This window comes from Shinella sp. HZN7 (genome assembly GCF_001652565.1).
GTDB classification, from domain to species: Bacteria; Pseudomonadota; Alphaproteobacteria; order Rhizobiales; family Rhizobiaceae; genus Shinella; species Shinella granuli.
In genome coordinates this window covers 456,463-473,738 of the sequence record NZ_CP015737.1, presented here as the reverse complement: position 1 = coordinate 473,738, position 17,276 = coordinate 456,463, and the positions used below count along the sequence as shown (strand labels likewise).

General features: G+C 65.9%; 16 protein-coding genes. 3 read left to right on the top strand and 13 right to left on the bottom strand.

The features are described from left to right. Positions 1-17: 17 nt before the first annotated feature. The 10 genes from shn_RS24540 to shn_RS24495 form a co-directional block, all read right to left on the bottom strand. The gene (locus shn_RS24540) at positions 18-1,163 is read right to left on the bottom strand and encodes an extracellular solute-binding protein (RefSeq protein WP_064333123.1); all 1,146 of its coding nucleotides are present in this window, start codon (positions 1,161-1,163) and stop codon (positions 18-20) included. After that, positions 1,163-2,317 carry a CaiB/BaiF CoA-transferase family protein gene (locus shn_RS24535; RefSeq protein WP_064333122.1) on the bottom strand — a complete coding sequence of 385 codons (1,155 nt, stop codon included), beginning with the start codon at positions 2,315-2,317 and terminating at the stop codon, positions 1,163-1,165. The genes shn_RS24540 and shn_RS24535 overlap by 1 nt, the downstream gene beginning before the upstream one ends. Positions 2,318-2,516: 199 nt before the next feature. Next, positions 2,517-3,410, bottom strand: a complete 894-nt coding sequence (locus tag shn_RS24530) for an aldose 1-epimerase (protein WP_064333121.1) — start codon at positions 3,408-3,410, stop codon at positions 2,517-2,519. Further along, the gene (locus shn_RS24525; RefSeq protein ID WP_064333120.1) at positions 3,410-4,165 is read right to left on the bottom strand and encodes an SDR family oxidoreductase; all 756 of its coding nucleotides are present in this window, start codon (positions 4,163-4,165) and stop codon (positions 3,410-3,412) included. Before shn_RS24525 ends, shn_RS24530 begins: the two co-directional genes overlap by 1 nt. Positions 4,166-4,172: 7 nt before the next feature. Further along, entirely contained in the window at positions 4,173-4,904 is a 732-nt protein-coding gene (locus shn_RS24520; RefSeq protein ID WP_064333119.1) for an ATP-binding cassette domain-containing protein, read from the bottom strand. Continuing rightward, complete coding sequence (locus shn_RS24515; protein ID WP_064333118.1) at positions 4,901-5,884, bottom strand: ABC transporter permease; 984 nt, start codon at positions 5,882-5,884, stop codon at positions 4,901-4,903. Before shn_RS24515 ends, shn_RS24520 begins: the two co-directional genes overlap by 4 nt. A gap of 67 nt (positions 5,885-5,951) precedes the next feature. After that, on the bottom strand, positions 5,952-6,929 hold the full coding sequence (locus shn_RS24510; RefSeq protein WP_064333117.1) for a sugar ABC transporter substrate-binding protein: 978 nt from the start codon (positions 6,927-6,929) through the stop codon (positions 5,952-5,954). A 43-nt stretch (positions 6,930-6,972) separates the two neighbouring features. Beyond that, complete coding sequence (locus shn_RS24505; RefSeq protein ID WP_064333116.1) at positions 6,973-7,665, bottom strand: GntR family transcriptional regulator; 693 nt, start codon at positions 7,663-7,665, stop codon at positions 6,973-6,975. 71 nt (positions 7,666-7,736) lie between these two features. Further along, positions 7,737-8,936 (bottom strand): mandelate racemase/muconate lactonizing enzyme family protein, encoded by a 1,200-nt coding sequence (locus shn_RS24500; protein WP_064333115.1) that lies wholly within the window; start codon positions 8,934-8,936, stop codon positions 7,737-7,739. A 2-nt stretch (positions 8,937-8,938) separates the two neighbouring features. Then, the gene (locus tag shn_RS24495; RefSeq protein WP_064333114.1) at positions 8,939-9,670 is read right to left on the bottom strand and encodes a FadR/GntR family transcriptional regulator; all 732 of its coding nucleotides are present in this window, start codon (positions 9,668-9,670) and stop codon (positions 8,939-8,941) included. Between the two features lie 101 nt (positions 9,671-9,771). Between shn_RS24495 and shn_RS24490 the strand changes: the two genes are divergently transcribed. The 3 genes from shn_RS24490 to shn_RS24480 all read left to right on the top strand — a co-directional run bounded on the left by shn_RS24490 (position 9,772) and on the right by shn_RS24480 (position 12,799). After that, positions 9,772-10,665 (top strand): SMP-30/gluconolactonase/LRE family protein, encoded by an 894-nt coding sequence (locus tag shn_RS24490; RefSeq protein ID WP_245337436.1) that lies wholly within the window; start codon positions 9,772-9,774, stop codon positions 10,663-10,665. A gap of 74 nt (positions 10,666-10,739) precedes the next feature. Beyond that, a complete protein-coding gene (locus shn_RS24485) occupies positions 10,740-11,531 on the top strand; it encodes an SDR family NAD(P)-dependent oxidoreductase (RefSeq protein WP_064333113.1) in 792 nt (263 codons plus the stop codon). A 20-nt stretch (positions 11,532-11,551) separates the two neighbouring features. After that, the gene (locus shn_RS24480) at positions 11,552-12,799 is read left to right on the top strand and encodes an enolase C-terminal domain-like protein (RefSeq protein ID WP_064333112.1); all 1,248 of its coding nucleotides are present in this window, start codon (positions 11,552-11,554) and stop codon (positions 12,797-12,799) included. Between the two features lie 238 nt (positions 12,800-13,037). On the opposite strand, the gene shn_RS24475 is transcribed toward shn_RS24480, so the two are convergent. Genes shn_RS24475 through shn_RS24465 form a run of 3 tightly spaced genes read right to left on the bottom strand, consistent with a single transcriptional unit; the run spans position 13,038 to position 17,268 of the window. Continuing rightward, entirely contained in the window at positions 13,038-14,507 is a 1,470-nt protein-coding gene (locus shn_RS24475) for an NAD-dependent succinate-semialdehyde dehydrogenase (protein WP_064333111.1), read from the bottom strand. Next, on the bottom strand, positions 14,504-15,274 hold the full coding sequence (locus shn_RS24470) for a TSUP family transporter (protein WP_064333110.1): 771 nt from the start codon (positions 15,272-15,274) through the stop codon (positions 14,504-14,506). Before shn_RS24470 ends, shn_RS24475 begins: the two co-directional genes overlap by 4 nt. Before the next feature lie 2 nt (positions 15,275-15,276). After that, a complete protein-coding gene (locus shn_RS24465; RefSeq protein ID WP_064333109.1) occupies positions 15,277-17,268 on the bottom strand; it encodes an alpha-glucosidase in 1,992 nt (663 codons plus the stop codon). Positions 17,269-17,276 lie beyond the last annotated feature (8 nt).

Here is a 17,276-nt window from a genome sequence, read left to right as displayed (position 1 = left end):
GCCAGCGCGGCGAAGGCTCACCCGTCCCCCGCAAAACTTTTCAGGAAGAGCGCATTGAGGTCCGCAACGGCCTTTGCCGCCGGCTCGCGGCCCGTCACGGCCTGGTTGATGCGCTGCGAGGCGGCCTCCTGGAAGGGCATGTAGCCGGCGTGCCGGGGGCGCAGCCAGGCGCCCTCCAGCGTCCGGCGCGTGTTGCGATAGAAGCCGAGCGTCGCGGCATTGGCCGCCTCGTCCTCCCAGCCTGCCGCATGGCCGGGCTGGCCGCCGGCCTGCCAGTAGCGGCCCGCCTGCTGCGGCCCAGCCGCAATCCAATAAGCGAAATCCACGGCCGCCTCGCGCTGCGCCGAGAAGGCGGAGACGGCGATGCCCGTGCCGCCGAGTGCTGAGCCAACCGGCCCCTTGCTGCCGGCAACCGGCATGTCGGCAAAGGCGATGCGATTTGCCCGGAAGCCGGCGAGCGAGTAGCTGACATAACCGTAGATCAACGGCGAGAGACTGTAGCGCGATCCAGCCTCGCCCATCCGGTCCAGCACGGCGATGGGATCCATGCCGGTACAGGCAGGGTCGGCGAGCGTGGCAAGCTCCCGGATCATTTCGATCGCCTGCACGCCGATTTCGGCATCGACGAAGGGCTGATCCCGTTCCACCGCGCAGGGCCGGCCGAGATTGCCGCAGAGCGTGAAGAGGCACATCAGGGAATGCGGCGGGCGTAGCGGCAGCAGCATTTCACCGGCCTTTGCCAGATCCAGCACCTCCGCCCATGTGCCCGGTGCCCTGCCCAGCCGATCCAACCGGAAGGCGAGCACCTGGGTGGCCGCGTCGATCGGGAAGGCCCATTGGCGGCCCTGCCAGTTGTAGCTCGGGAACGAGAGGCCAACGCTGCCGCCAGCAAGGGCCGCGAAGGCCATCTCGCGGCCGGGCAGGTCCAGCGGCGTGAGGCAGCCTTCCGCCGTGATCTGCCCGACATGCGGATGATCGATGACGATGAGGTCGTAGCGGCGGGCGAGGTCCTCGACCGGAAAGCTCTCGAAATCCTGCAGCGAGCGCTTGTCCCATTCGATGGAGATGCCGGTTCTGGCGCGCCAGTCCTGCGCACAGGCCACCATCGGGTCGTAGCCGCGCGGATGGCTCCAGGTCATGCCCCTCAGCGTGATCGCGCCCATCACGCGAACTCCGCGCGGATCGCTGCCGAGTGCTCGCCGACGCGCGGCGCGGCGCGATGGCCGAGAGGGCGCCGGCCGTTCACGCGCACGGGGCAGCGGGTCGTGCCGATCGAAACCGCATCCTCGCGCGTTACCGTCTGCAGCATATCGAGGATGCGGAAACCGTCGCTGGCCAGAAGCTCCGGCCATTCCAGCACCTTCGAGCACCAGATGTCGGCAGGCTCCAGGATGGAGAGCCAATGCTCGACGGTCCCGGTCGCGATGCGGCCGGCGATGATCCGTTTGATCGCATCGCGCGCGGTGAACCAGGCCTTGCTGTCGTCGCGATAGGGCGCCAGCGCCTCGATCTGCAGCAGATCCTGCAGGTGGCCGAGCGGCGTCATGGCGATCGCGAGGTAGCCGTCCCTTGCCGGATAGACGCCGTAGGGCGCGGAGAGATAGGCATGCGCGCTGCGGAAATCCGAGCGCTTCGGCTTGCGGCCGCCGTCGTTGAGATGGGTGGTCAGCACCTCGAACTGGAAATCGATGAGGCTTTCGAGCAGGCTCGTCTGGATATGGGCACCCTTGCCGGACATGCCGCGGCGCACGAGGGCGGCAAGAATGCCCTGGCAGGCATTGGCGCCGGCGAGCATGTCGGCGACCGCAAGGCCGAAGGGCACCGGCCCCTGCGTCTCGTCGCCGTTCAGCCACATCAGGCCGGAGCGCGCCTGCGCCAGGAGATCCTGCCCCGGCCGCATGACCCAGGGACCATCCTCGCCATAGCCGCTGATCGAGGCATAGACGATCGCCGGGTTGATCGCCCTGACGGCCGCATGATCGAGCCCGAGGCGTTCGATGACCCCCGGGCGAAAATTCTGGATGAGCACGTCGGCCTTGCCGAGAAGCCTGCGCAGGAAGGCGAGGTCATCGGGGTTCTTCAGGTCGATGCCGAGGCTTTCCTTGCCGCGGTTGATGGCGTGGAAGAGCGTCGAATCGCCGCCGATCTCGGTGTCGCTGAGATAGAGCCGGCGGGAGAGATCGCCGCCATCCGGCCGCTCGATCTTGATGACGCGGGCGCCGAGATCGGCAAGCCGCAACGAACAATAGGGACCGGAGAGGAACTGGCTCATATCGACCACGGTCAGGCCGGCCAGAAGTCCCGTCTCATCCTGCATGCACATCTCCTCCTGCGCTCTCAAGGTCGCGCCAATGAAATTCTTATTTGAATTATTCTTTCATATATGGATTGCCGTTTCAAGCCTTGGAAACCCCGTCAGATGCTGCATTGACGGACGCTTCCCCCGCCGTGGCCACGCGATCAGCCCCGGCAACCATGTGGGCTGCCAGGGTGTGCAGGTCGGATGTCTTGCGAGGTCAGGCCGCCTTGTGCGGCGAAACGGCGATGCGGGTCCAGATATCCAGCCCCTCGCCGGGAGAAAGCACCTTCAGGCCGTAGGCGTCCGGCCGATCAGGCAGGTTGAAGGCATCGACGGGATGGCTCACCGGCTCGAAGCAGAAGAAATCGGCATCGGCTGCAGGCGAGAAGACCACATACTGATCCAGCGCCTCGCTTGCCTCGACCTCGGCCCGCAGTCCGCGCGCCGGCCAGTCGATACGCGCCTTGCCATCCCAGCCGTCGAACCAGTTGTTGATCCAGCGCGGCGGCAGGGACCGCGGCACGTTGAAATCCATATCCGGATGCCGGGCGATGGGCTCGTAAGCCTTCGGAAGGTGATCGGGCTGCTCCAGCCAGACGCCCTTCGACGGCGCGGCGAGCGTCGTATCCACATCGCGCACGAACCAGGGGTGGAAGCCGACGCCGTAGGGCAGCCGTGTTTCGGCGCGGTTGACAAGGCTCAGTTCCATCACGAGGCCGGTGCCTTCAAGGCGATAGCACATCGTCGCCTCGTAGCGGAACGGCCCCGGTCCGTCCGATGATAATGTCAGGGTGATGGAATCGTCGCTCCGGGAGGCCTCTGTCCATGCGGCGGAAAAGCCGTTGCCGTGGATCGGATAGGGCTCCGTCTCCATGTTGCGCGGCAGGGCGTGAAAGGCACCGTCGAAGGTAAAGCCGCCGCCGGAGACCCGGCCGGAAAACGGCACAAGAAGGATGTTGGACAGCGCGAAGGGATGGGCCGTGGCGGGACCGACCGTGCGGAAGACCGGCAGCCAGGCGCCGCCATGCCGGACATCGAAGCATGTCAGGCCGGCGCCGAGATCGGGCCGCACGCGGATGCGCGCCGCCCCGTTATCGAGTTCGAGCGCCATTACCAGCCGCCGTCGATCGCGATGTTCTGGCCGGAAATCATGTCGGAGGCCGGCGAGACGAGGAAATGCACGAGATCGGCGACATCCGCCGGCTGGATGCGCGCCTTCAGCGACTGGTTTTCAAGGATCCAGTCATTGTACTGCTGCAGGCGATCGGCGAAGACGCGGGCCTCCGCCTCGGACACCACCGCGCCCGGAGACACCGCGTTGACGCGCACGCCATGCGGCCCGAGTTCGCGCGCCAGCGATTTCGTCAGGCCCAGCATCGCGCCCTTCGAGGCGACATAGGGCACATAGCCGTCCCAGCGCCCGTTCAGGGTGACCGAGCAGAAATTGACGATCTTGCCGTAGCACTTTTCCTTCATCGCCGGCGCGACCGCCCGGACAAGCGCGAAGGCGGCGGAGGAATTGACACGGACCTGGTCCTCGTATTCCTCCAGCGAAAAATCCTCGAACGGCTTGTTGATGATCAGCGCCGCATTGTTGATGAGGATGTCGATGCCGCCATGCTCGCGCGAAAGCGATGCCGCCCGCCGCTCCGCCGCGGCAAGGTCGTTCAGGTCCTCGCCGACATAGGCTGCCTTCACATCATGTGTCGCGGCAATATCCGCCGCGAAGGCCGTGCCGCCCTCGGCCGCCGGGCGGTCGAGCAGCAGGAGGCTGGCGCCGGCCCGGGCGAGCCGCGCGGCCTGGGCGCGGCCGAGCGTGCCGAGCGCGCCGGTGATGAGGACGGTCTTTCCCGAAAGCTCTGTCATGGTCTCCTCACAGAAGGGCGTGGACCTCGTCGATCGAGGTCGCGGCGGTCGGCTTGTCGAAGACGATCTCGCCGCGCGCCATGGCGACGATGCGGTCGCAGGACTGGAAGACGTGCTGCATGTTGTGCGAGATGAAGATGCCGGTGAGGCCCTGTGCCTTCAGGCCGCGCACGAAGCCGATCACCTTGTCCGTCTCCTTGACGGAAAGATGGTTGGTCGGCTCGTCGAGGATCAGCACCTTCGACTTGAAATGCATGGCGCGGGCGATCGCCACGCCCTGCCGCTGGCCGCCGGACAGTTCGCCGACCAAGGCATCCGGCGAGCGAAGGTGCAGGTCGACATCGGCGATGGCCTGCACGCTTTCGGCGCGCATGCGCTTCTGGTCCATGAGGCCGAAGCCGAAGACCGACCATTTCAACGGCTCGCGGCCGATGAAGAGATTGCGGGCGATCGACATGGTCGGGACCATGGAATTGTACTGGTAGATCGTCTCCAGCCCGTGGCGCATCGCATCCTTCGGGCTGCGCAGGTCCACCTTCCTGCCCTCGATCAGCACCTCGCCGGAATCCTGGTGATGTACGCCGGAGAGGATCTTGATCAGCGTCGACTTGCCGGCGCCGTTGTCGCCGACGAGGCCGACGGTCTCGCCGGGATGGATGGTGAGGTTGACATTCTTCAGCGCGTGTACGCCGCTGTACCATTTCTGCAGGTTGCGGCATTCGATGACCGGTGTCGTCACTTGTGCGCCTCCACCTTGATCTTGCGGGACATCTTCCCCATCCAGGCATTGGCGATCACCGCGAACATGGTGAGCACGCCGATGGCGAACTTGAACCAGTTGGCATCGACGCGCGACAGCACGAGGCCGTTGTCGATGGTGCGGATGAGCAGCGTGCCGATGATGGCGCCGAAGACCGTGCCGATGCCGCCGGCAAGCGCCGTGCCGCCGATGACGGCCGCGGCGACCGCCTGTAGCTCCAGCCCCTCGCCGATCGAGGGCAGCGGCGAGCCGAGGCGCAGCACCTGGAGCAGGCCTGCAAAGCCGGCAAGCACCGAGCAGAGCATGAAGCAGATGATCTTCACGCGCTTGACGGGAATGCCCATCGAGGCCGCCGCCTCGTTGAAGCCGCCGGTGGCGCGGATCCAGTTGCCGAAATTGGTGAGCGACAGGAGCGCTGCGGCAAGAACGGCGATGCCGACGAACCAGACGAAGGACATGCGGAAGAGCGCGCCCTGCCAGATATAGTCCGTGAAGAGCCAGGTCGGCAGGTCGGAGGGCAGCAGCGGCGGAAAGCCGCCGGATATGACAATGGTGAGCGAGCGGGCGATGAACAGCATGCCGAGCGTGGTGATGAAGCTCGGGATCGAGAATTGCAGCGTCACATAGCCGTTGACGAAGCCGATCACCGCGCAGATCGCAAGGCCGAGCAGCACGGCGGCGGTGAAAGGCACGCCGGAATTGAGGATCACCGCCATCGACATCGGCATCAGCGCGAAGACGGAGCCGACCGACAGGTCGAACTCGCCGCAGATCATCAGGATCGTCACGCCGATGCCGACGAGCGCCATTTCCGGCAGGAGGCCCATGACGCCGCGCACGTTCTCGAAGGAGAGAAGCACGCCGTTCGACTTCACCTGGAAGACGGCAAGCAGGACGATCAGCAGGGCAAGGCCCGCAAGCTCCGGCTTGTCGAGATAGATTTTCAGAAACCGCTTCATGGGCTCCACTCGTGCTTCGGTGCCCCGCCCGAGCGGCAAGGCACCGGTTTCCCATAGGAGCGCCGGATCAGCGCAGGCCCTGCTTTGCCATTTCGAGGATCGTCGGCACGTCCTTGGGCGTGACGATGCCCTGCCCCGTGTCGATGTCCGACGGCGTCAGGCCGGCAGTCTTCCACAGGTAGGCCTGCATGACCGGCATGAAGCCCTGCATGTAGGGCTGCTGGTCGACCTGCACCTGCACATAGCCGGCTTCCATCTGCTGCAGGACCTCCGGCACGAGGTCGAAGCCGCCGAGCAGCACCTTGCCGGGCTCGATGCCGCGGTCCTTCAGCACCTTGGCGACGCCGGCATGCCAGTAGCCGGTGTCGAAATAGGCCGTGGTGTCCGGGTTGGCATTGAGATAGGCGCCGATGCGATCGGCGGTCAGCGCGAGATCGGTGGCCGAATCGATGCGCGTGATGGTGATCTCGCGGTCGGCATGCTCGGCCTTGTACTCTTCCAGGAACTTCATCACGCCGCCGGCGCGCTGCTCGGACCAGGTCTGGCCCGGCGCATTGACGCCGACCAGCAGGTTGAGCGGGCCTTCCTTGGGGAAATTCTCCGACTGCGCCTTGGCGAGAGAATAGCCGGCCGCGGTGAAGCCCTGGCCGATGAAGGCCTTGCGGGCATTGCCGTTGGCGCCGTCGCTGTCGTCCACGTTGACGGCGAGCACGAGGATGCCGGAATCGACGGCTTCCTTGATCACATTGTCATAGGCGTTGTTGTCGACGATCGCGACGAAGATCGCATCCGGCCTGGAGGCGATGGCCGCCTGAAGATTGGCGACGGCCTGCTCGACCGAACCTTCGGTCTGCGTGAGGATCAGCTGGCACGAGGCCCCGACCTTCCCGCAGGCATCGTCATAGCCCTTCTTGACCGATTGCCAGAAGGTGTTCGAGGCGGACGAATGGCTGATGAAGGCGATATTGAGACCTTCCGCGCTGGCGCCCGAGGCCATCAGCCCCAGCCCGAGAGCCGTTCCTGCAAGAAATTTCCGGATCGTCATGATGCGTACCTCCCGTTGAACATCAATCGTTGTCGTCCCGGCGTCATGCCACGCCGTCGAAGAATTCCGTGCGCGCCCGGGCGATCTCGGGCAGCGATTTGAGGATTTCGCGCAGATGCGTGCGCAACGCCGTCTCGGCCTTGCCGACGTCGCCGGCGGCGATCGCATCGACGATGCGTTCGTGCTGGTCGATCAGCCGGCCGATGTGGAGGTCGTCGACGCTGAGGAAGCGGACGCGGTCCATCTGCGCCTTGACGCTTTCGATGACGCTCCAGGCATAGGCGCGGCCGGCGGCCGCCGCGAGCGTGTGGTGGAAGAGTTCGTCGAGCCGCAGGAAGGCGGCGCGGTCGTCCTGCGGCACCTGCTTCTGCCTTGCGATCTGGTCGCGCAGCGCCCGCACGGTCTCGGCCGTGTGCTCGCCGGCGACCTGGCGCACGATATCGGCCTCGATCGCCTCGCGCACGAAGCGCACGTCCATCACGGAGGCGGTGGAAATCCGCGTCACATAGGTGCCGCGCTGCGGCAGGACCTGAACAAGGCCCTCCTCCGACAGCTTTATGAAGGCTTCGCGCACCGGCTGGCGGCTGATCGACAGGCTTTTGGCGATCTCGGCCTCGGAGATGCGCTCGCCCGGCGTCAGCTCGGCCTGGATGATCTGCTCGCGCAGGATGCGGTAGACCTGCGGCCCGACGGCTTCGGCGGCCGAAAGAACGCGCTGCGGTTTGATGTTCTGCATTCCGGCCTCCTCCATCCCGTTACAGGCTACTAGCCTACTACCATACAAGTCAAGCGGTCATCATGACGCAATTATTCCAGCGCCGAAGTCCGGCGCGAGACATCGAATTTCCGGTCGAGATCCGGCGCGAGATCGACGCCGTGGCCCGGCCCGGGGGGAACGGTGATCATGCCGTTCGCCACGGTCGGCAGCTGCGTCGTCAGATCGGCGTACCAGGTCTTGTAATAGGCGCGCACGCTTTCCTGCACGAGCGCGTTCGGCGCGTTCAGCGACAGGTGCGTCGAGGCGGCGAGCACGACGGGACCGGTGCAGTCATGCGGGGCGACCGGCAGGTGCCAGGCCTCCGCCATGGTGGCGATCTTCTTGGCCTCGGAGATCCCGCCGCACCAGGAAAGGTCGAGCATGACGACGCCGGCGGCATCCGTCTCCATCAGGTCGCGGAAGGCCCAGCGGGTGGCGAGCGTCTCCGAGGCGCAGAGCGGCGCGCGGCTGGCCGCCGCATAGCGCTTGAGGCTGGAGAGCGAATCCATCTTGATCGGGTCCTCGTGCCAGAAGGTGGCGTAGGGCTCGAGCGCCCGGGCGATCTGGATGGCCGGGGTGAGCTGCCACATGGAGTGGAACTCGACCATGATGTCCATGCGGTCGCCGACGCGCTTGCGGATCTTCTCGAAGGGTTCGAGCGCCTTGCGCAGGTCCGGGCCGGAAATGTACTGGCCGCCGCTCTTTTCCGCCGCGATGTCGAACGGCCAGATCTTCATGGCCGTGATGCCCTCCGACAGGAGGTCCTCGGCAAGCTCGTCCGCCCGCTCCAGGAAGCCGTTGAGGTCGTCATGGTCGCGCCGCGGGCCGCCGATGCCGTAATTGCCGGTCTGCTGGCCCTTCGCGTCGCGCATGTAGGTGTTGCCGGCGCAGGTGTTGTAGGTACGGATCTCGCGCCGCGAGAAGCCGCCGAGCAGTTGGGCGATCGGCTGGTTCGTCGCCTTGCCGAAAAGGTCCCACAGGCCGATATCCACCGCCGAATTGCCGCGCATCTCCGCCCCTGTCGAGCGGAAGCCGAGATAGCCGGTCAGGTCCTTCGAGATGCGGTCGATCTCCAGGGGATCGCGGCCGAGCAATTTCGGCGCAACGACCTCGTGGATATAGGCTTCCACCGTCGCGGCCATGAAGAAGGTCTCGCCGAGCCCGACAAGGCCCTCGTCGGTGTGGATGTGCACCCAGAGGATGTTGGGAAAGTCGCGGGCGCGGACGGTTTCAAAGGCTGTGATCTTCATGCTCAATACACTCCCGCCGCCAGCAGCGCCTTTACCGTCAGGTCGAAATGCTCGACCATCGCCTGTTCACCCGTCGTCGGGTCGCCATTGGCGATGGCCCGGGCGATGGTCATGTGACCGTCGATGCTTTCCTGCCGCGTCTCGTTGCTGGCGCGGCTTGCCCAGCCGATCGGCCAGGTCTGGCGCGTCACCACATGGAACGAGCCGACGATCAGCGAGAACATCGGATTGCGCGACGCCGCGCCGATCGCCTCGTGGAAGGCGATGTCGTGCTCCATCACCTTTTGCGGCGCGTCGAAATCGCGCTGCATCGCCTCGGCCAGCGCGACGATCGCGGCGGCCTCGCGGTCCGTGCGGCGCATCGCGGCGAGCACGACCGTCCGGCGCTCGACCGTGCGGCGGACATCGAAAATCTGCTGTATCGTCACCTGGTCGGTGTGCACGGCATGGTCTGTGACCAGCGCCAGCACGTCGGCCCTCGGCGCGGCCACCCGCGGGCGCCGGCCGTTGCCGATATCGATCAGCGTCAGCGCGGACAGCGAACGATAGGCCTCGCGCACGATGCCGCGGGAAACGCCGAGTTTTTCCGCAAAGGCGCCCTCGCTCGGCAGCCAGTCGCCGACCTGCAGGCCGTTTTCGCGGATGTGGATCCGGACGGCATCCATGACGCCGCCAAGCAGACCTTCGCCACCCTTCTGCCCGCCGGCCGCATCCGGTTCCGACTTCGATTCCATCCCGTCGCCTCCTACCTATCATATAGGTACCTAGTGACATTGAATTAGATTCACTCTCAGCTATTGTCAACGTGAATTTGGCAGATGCGGGAGGGCTGCGCGTGAAGGCAAGGATCGAATACGCCGCGGGCGACATCGTCGGCGAAAGCATCATCTGGTCCGGCGAGGAACAGGCGCTCTACTGGGTAGATATCGGCGGCAAGCGCATCCACCGCCACGTGCCGCGCAGCGGCGAGCATGCCACCTGGCCGGCACCGGATTTCCCGACGTCGATCGGCCTTCGCGCCTCCGGCGGCTTCATCGTCGGGCTGCGCCGCGAGGTCGCCTTCTGGCGGCCGGGCGAGGCCTTCGAGACCTTCGCTGTGCCCGAGCCGGACCTTGCCGACAACCGGCTGAACGAAGGCCGCGTCGCGCCCGACGGCTCCTTCTGGGTCGCCACCATGCAGAACAATCTCAACCCGGACGGCTCGCCCCGGGCGATGGACTGCAAGTCCGGCGCCATCTACCGGATCGACCCCACCGGCACCGTCACGCAGCTCACGCCACGCGAATACGGCATCACCAACACGATGGGCTGGACGCACGACGGCCGCTTCCTCTTCGCCGATACGCCGGAAAACGAAATCTACGCCTTCGCCTACGACCCCGTCGCAAGGACGATCAGCAACCGGCGCACCATCGTCAGCGGTTTCGAGCGCGGCCTGCCGGACGGCTCCTGCATGGATGCCGAGGACACGCTGTGGAACTGCCGGGTGGTCGGCGGCGCCTCAGTCGCGCGCTTTACCGCCGATGGCGCGCTGCTGGCGCTGGCGGAACTGCCCGTCACCTGGCCGACGAGCTGCACCTTCGGCGGCCCGGACTTTTCCACCCTCTACGTCACCTCCGCCCGCTTCACGATGACGGCCGAGCACCTTGCCGCAAATCCGGCGGAAGGCAGCCTCGTTGCGATCGACGGGGCCGGCACCGGTATTCCCGAACCGAAATTCGCCGGCTGACACTTCTGAGAAATGCCGGTTGACAATCTGGTATGGTAGAATGTTAGCTAGGAAGGATGTGGAGGAGAACGATCATGAGCGCGGATGAATTTTCCGGCAGGAGCATCATCGTGACCGGCGGCAGCCTCGGCATGGGCCGGGCCTGCGCGGAACGGTTCGCCGGTGCCGGCGGCAGGGTCCTCGTCGTCGCGAACGATGCCGCATCGGTGGACGAGGCCGTCGCGGCGATCGGGCCGAATGCCTCCGGCTTCGTCGGCGACGTGCGCCGGGCGGACGACATGGAGCGCGCCGTCGCCGCGGCCGTGGCGCGCCATGGCGGCCTCGACGTGCTCGCCTGCTGCGCCGGCATCCAGCGCTACGGCACGGTCGTCGACACGCCGGAAGATGTCTGGGACGACGTCTTCGACATCAATCTGAAGGGCATCTACCTCGCCTCCCGCTTCGCCATCCCTGAAATGCGCAAGCGCGGCGGGGGGGCGATCGTCGCCATCTCCTCCGTGCAGGCCTACGCCTCGCAGGCGGGCGTCGCGGCCTATACGGCCAGCAAGGGCGCGATCAATGCCCTGGTGCGCGCGATGGCGCTCGACCATGCGGCGGACAACATCACGGTCAACGCCGTCTGCCCCGCCTCCGTCGATACGCCCATGCTGCGCTGGGCGGCGGACCTGTGGAAGGGCGAGCACAGCCAGGACGAGACGATCGCGCTGTGGGGCAAGGGCCATCCGGTCGGCCGGGTGGGAAAGCCCTCCGAGATCGCCGATCTCGTCGCCTTCCTCGCCAGCGACAAGGCCCGCTTCATCACGGGCGCGGACATCAAGATCGATGGCGGCACGATGGCCAAGCTCGGCATCGTCCTGCCCGAATGAACGAGAACCGGAGACCCGCCATGAAACGGCCCGTCATCACCGACATCCGCGCCACCACCGTGACGGTGCCGCTCGAGGCGCCGCTGCGCCATTCCAACGGCGCCCATTGGGGACGCTTCGTGCGCACCATCGTGGAGGTCGAGACCGATGTCGGCCTCGTCGGGCTCGGCGAGATGGGCGGCGGCGGCGAAAGCGCCGAGGCCGCCTTCCGGGCGCTGAAGCCCTATCTCGTCGGCCACGATCCGTTCGAACTGGAGCAGCTCCGCTTCAAGATCTGCAATCCGACCGCCAGCCTCTACAACAACCGCACGCAGATGCATGCGGCCATCGAGTTCGCCTGCCTCGACATCATGGGCAAGTTCCTCGGCGTGCCGGTCTATGATCTTCTCGGCGGCAAGATGCGCGATGCGGTGGGCTTTGCCAGCTACCTGTTCTTCCGCCTGCCGAACAAGGAGACAGGCGCGGGCGAGATCCGCACTGCCGACCAGCTCATCGATCAGGCGCTCAACCTCAAGAAGTCGCACGGCTTCACCGCCCACAAGCTGAAGAGCGGCGTCTTTCCGCCGGATTACGAACTGGAGGTCTACCGGGCGCTGGCCAAGGCCGTCGGCACCGACAGCGTGCGCTACGACCCCAATGCCGCCTTCACCGTGGAGGAGGCGATCCGCTTCGCCAAGGGCATCGAGGACCTCAACAACGACTATTACGAGGACCCGACCTGGGGCCTCAACGGCATGCGCCGCGTGCGCGAGAACACGCATATACCGCTCGCCACCAACACGATCGTCGTCAATTTCGAGCAGCTTGCCACCAATGTTCTGGCGCCGGCCTGCGACGTCATCCTGCTCGACACGACCTTCTGGGGCGGCATCCGGCCCTGCGTCAAGGCGGCCGCCGTCTGCGAGACCTTCCAGCTCGGCATCGCCGTGCACTCCTCCGGCGAGCTCGGCATCCAGCTCGCCACCATGCTGCATCTCGGCGCGGTGCTGCCGAACCTCGTCTTCACGGGCGATGCGCACTATCACCAGCTCGTCGACGACGTGATCGTCGGCGGCCCGATGCGCTATGTCGACGGCAAGATCGCCGTGCCCACCGCCCCCGGCCTCGGCGTCACGCTCGACCACGACAAGCTCGGCCGGTATTCCGATCTCTACAAGTCGCTGGGCGGCTACGCCTATGACCGCGACCCCGCCCGCCCTGGCTGGTTCTCGACCGTGCCGAACACGCGCTGGGCCGACCCGGCCGACGACCGGATCGTGGATTACTGAGCCGGATCGTCCGCGAAACCACCAACCCTGCCGCCCTCAAGGTGGATGGTCCCTGACCGAGCGCAATCAAATGGAAGATGCCGAACGGGAACCCGTCGTACTCGATCTGAAGATCAGATGGGGAGCGACGGCCTGAGGCACCTCCAAGGCGCATTCCGCTTGTGGGGCTGCGTAACCGTGAGCTTTGTTGGCTTGACGCGCTCAGTTAAGGTCGAGGATGTCGCAATCGAGGGCCATGTCAAAGCCCCGCGACGCAGACATATTTGATTTCGAGGAAGCCCTCGATGCCGTATTTGGAGCCCTCGCGGCCGAGGCCAGACTGCTTGACGCCGCCGAAGGGCGCCATCTCGTTGGCGATCAGGCCGGAATTCACGCCGACGATGCCCGCCTCCAATGCCTCCGCGACGCGCCAGACCCGAGCCATGTCCTTCGCGTAGAAATACGAGGCAAGGCCGTATTCGCTGTCGTTCGCCATGGCGATGACCTCGTCCTCGTCCCTGAACGAAATGATCGGTGCCAACGGGGCGAAGGTCTCTTCCGCCGCCACCTTCATCGCCTGCGTGACGCCGGTGATGACCGTCGGCTCGTAGAAGGTGCCGCCGAGCACGCTGCGCTTGCCGCCCGCCACCAGCCGGCCGCCCTTCTCCAGCGCGTCCGCCACATGCTCCTCGATCTTGGCGACGGCCTTGTCGTCGATCAGCGGACCTTGCGTGATGCCGGCGTCCGTGCCCCGGCCGAGCGTGATCGCAGAAACCTTCGCCAGCAGCTTCTCCGTGAAGGCTTCGACGACGCTTTCCTGCACATAGATGCGGTTGGCGCACACGCAGGTCTGGCCCGCATTGCGGAACTTCGAGATCATCGCGCCGTCGACAGCCGCATCGAGGTCGGCGTCGTCGAAGACGATGAAGGGTGCGTTGCCACCGAGTTCCAGCGACAGGCGCTTGATGCCGTCGGCAGCCTCCTTCATCAGCCAACGCCCGACGCCGGTCGAGCCGGTGAAGGTGATCTTGGCGACCTTGGGGTTATGGCAGAACTCCGTGCCGATCGGCCGCGCCTCGCCGGTGACGACGGAGAAGACACCCGCCGGCACGCCGGCACGCTCGGCGAGAACGGCAAGCGCCAGCGCGGAGAGCGGTGTCTGCGAGGCGGGCTTCAGCAGCATGGAGCAGCCGGCGGCGAGCGCCGGGCCGGCCTTGCGGGTGATCATGCCGTTGGGAAAGTTCCAGGGCGTGATGGCGGCGCAGACACCGACCGGCTGCTTCAGCACCAGGATGCGCTGGCCGGCATTGGCGCCGGGGATGATATCGCCATCGATGCGCTTTGCCTCTTCGGCGAACCATTCGAGATAGGCGGCGTTGGCGATCACCTCGCCTTTCGCCTCGGCGAGCGGCTTTCCCTGTTCCGAGGTGAGGATGAGCGCGAGATCGTCGGCATTGTCGAGGATGAGCTGGAACCAGGTGTTCAGCACCTTGGCACGCTCCTTGGCGGTGCGCCTGGCCCAGAGCTTCTGTGCCGTCTCGGCGGCGTCGATGGCGGCGGAAACCTCCTCGCGCGAGAGCGAGGGAACCTCGGCGATCACGGAGCCGTCGAAGGGATCGGTGACGGGGAAGGTCCTGCCATCGGCGGCGCAAACCCAGCGGCCGGCGACGAAGGCCTTGTCGGCGAGCAGGCTTGCATCCTTGAGCGCGGTTTTCAGCGGGTGCGTCATGAGAGATCTCCGAAAAGCTTGAGGAAGGCGGGCGCGGCGAGCGACAGGCCGGACAGGAACAGAAGACAGAAGGCGACACGTCTCAGGCCCGTCGGCGTCAGCGGCGGCGGGTAGAGGCGGGCGAGCGCGGTGAAGGCCATGACGACCGGGATCGCAAGCAGGCCCCACCAGAAGGATGCGGACGGCATGTTGCCGGCCAGCCCCACCAGAAACAGGCGCAGGATGCCGTTGACGGCGAAGATGGCGACAAGCGTTTCGCGGATGGAAACCGGCCGCAGCGGCTGGCGGTAGAAATGATAGACGAGCGGCGGGCCGGCCGTGGAAAAAAGCCCGCCCATGACCCCGGCAATCGCCCCGAAGAAGACGAAGGAGCCCGGTCCCGACGGCTTTTCGTAGGGTGCGGGCCTGAGGAGCAGTTGGAGGCTGGAAAGGACGATGATCACCCCGAGCACCAGTTTCAACCAGTCGAGGGAGGCCGCGAGCAACAGGCCGAGCAACCAGTAACCGAGGACGAGGAAGGCGAGGCTGACGAAGATCACCAGCAGGAATTCGCGCCTTGCGATATCGCGCCAGCCCCTGGCGAGCACCTGTGCCGCATTGACGAGCCCGAGGATGCCGACGAGAACGGCCGCATCCGGCAGCGGCACGACGCCCGTCAGCCCCACGCCGCCCATCATCAGCAGGCCGAGGGCGAAGCCGGTCAGCGTCTGCACATAGGAGGCGCCCGCCGCGAGCAGCAGGAGGACGGCAAGGCTTGCCGTGTCCATGATCAGAGCGTCCCGATATCCGCGAACAATTTCTCGTGCGCCGCACCCGCGCGATAGAACACGGGCGGCTGACCGATCGGCGCCGCGACGGTCGCCTCGAAGCCGCCCTCATGTGCGGCGCCGCTCCAGACATGCACCCAGCGCGCGCCCTTCGGCAGGTAGACGGTCCGTTCCGTTTCGCCCGCTCGCCAGACCGGCGCGACGAGGAGATCCGCGCCGTAGAGATAGGCGTCCTGGATGGCATAGGTGGCGCGGTCGTCCTCGTGATGCAGGAAGAACGGGCGCTGGACGGGCAGGCCCGTTTCGGCCGCTTCCGCGGAAAGCACCTTCAGGTAGGGAGCGAGGTGCACATAGATCGTCGTCATGCGGGCGAAATGGGCGAGTACCACCTCGTCCTGGTCGATCTGCAGGTTGTCGCGCGGGCGATTGCCCTCGTGGCTGCGCATGACGGGCGTGAAGGCCGCCATCTCGGCCCAGCGCATCAGCAGCTCGGCCGTGCGGACATTGCCGAAGAGGCTGGTGTAACCGCCGATATCGGAATGGTGATAGGCATTGCCGAGGAGACCGGAAGAAAGCGCGCCGGAGATGACCGTCACAAGGCCGTCATGGCGGGAGAAATCCACCGACTGGTCGCCACCCCACAGAAGCGGACAATGGGCCTGCACGCCGGTATAACCGGCACGCATGAAAAACAGCGCCTCACCCGTCTTGCCGCGGCTTGCCACGGCCCTGGCGTTCACCTCGGCCCAGAGCGTCGGCCAGGCATTGTGCATCCGCTTGGCGTCAACACCGTTGGCAAGCTTCACGTCGATGGGCAGGTATTCGCCGAAATCCGCCATCCAGCCGGACAGGCCGTAATCCAGCATGTTCTCACCGATCACCCGCTCGGCGAACCAGGCCGCCGCATCGGGATTGGTGAAGTCCACCACGCCGCAATCGAATTCACCGAAATCGACCAGCGCGGTCTTGCCCTCGGCATCCGTCGCGAAATAGCCCTTGGCCTCGGCCTCCGGGAAGAGCGAGCCGTCGACGCACAGATAGGGGTTCACATAGCCGAGGAAGCGGATGTTCTCGTCGGCAAGCTCGGCGATCTTCTGGCGCAGATGCGGATAGCGCTCCTCGTTGCCCACCCAATCCCAGAAGAGGCGCGCGCCGAAGGAGGTGTGGCGCAGGCCCACCCAGTCTTCGCACCACAGGCCCGAGACCTTCACGCCGGCGGCGCGAATTTTTTCCAGTCGTTCGAACGACGTCTTGCCGTCCTTGAGGCCGATGATCGCGCCTCCATAGACCCATTCGGGCAACTGCGGCTGGCGGCCGAAGCGCAGCGAGAGCTTTCCGACGAGGTCGCGGAAGGTATCGGCGGCGAAGAATTCGATCTTTTCCGGCACTTCCCAGACTTCCACCTCGTGAAAGGTCTCGCGGCGGAAATCGAAGACGGCGTAGGCCGTGGTATCCACATGCAGCGCATAGCGCCGGGAGGAGATATAGGTCGGCTGGGGATAGTTGGTGTTGTAGTAGTCGCCGCCGGCCTTGCCCGTCACGTCGGACTGGAAGGTGATCTCGGTCGTCTTGTCGCGGCCGACGCCGGGCTCGGAGGTCCAGAGGGGGAAACGGCGGCCGCGCAGGTCGAAATAGGACATCTGCTCGCCGCCGCCCCAGACGTGCTCGTCCTTCCCGGCGACCGTGCGCAGCCAGAGGCGGTTGACGGAGGCGTCGGGCGCGGCAAGCAGCAGGCTGTCGCCCTCGACCGTCAGCACGAGGCGCACCGCTTGGCCGGGCGCGTTGGAAAGGCGGATCGTGTCGCCCTCAACCTCGGCATGGGCGAGCGCCACACGCTCGACCACATAGTCCTCGATATCGAAATTGCCGCGATACATGTCCATGCGCTCCTCGCCGCGGCCAGTGAAGAGGGCGGGATTGTCAGCCGCGTGGCGCAGGATTTCGCGGCCGTCGAGGGAGAGCGTGAAGCCGGTGGCGGTCTTTTCGAGGAGCATGGCGAAAC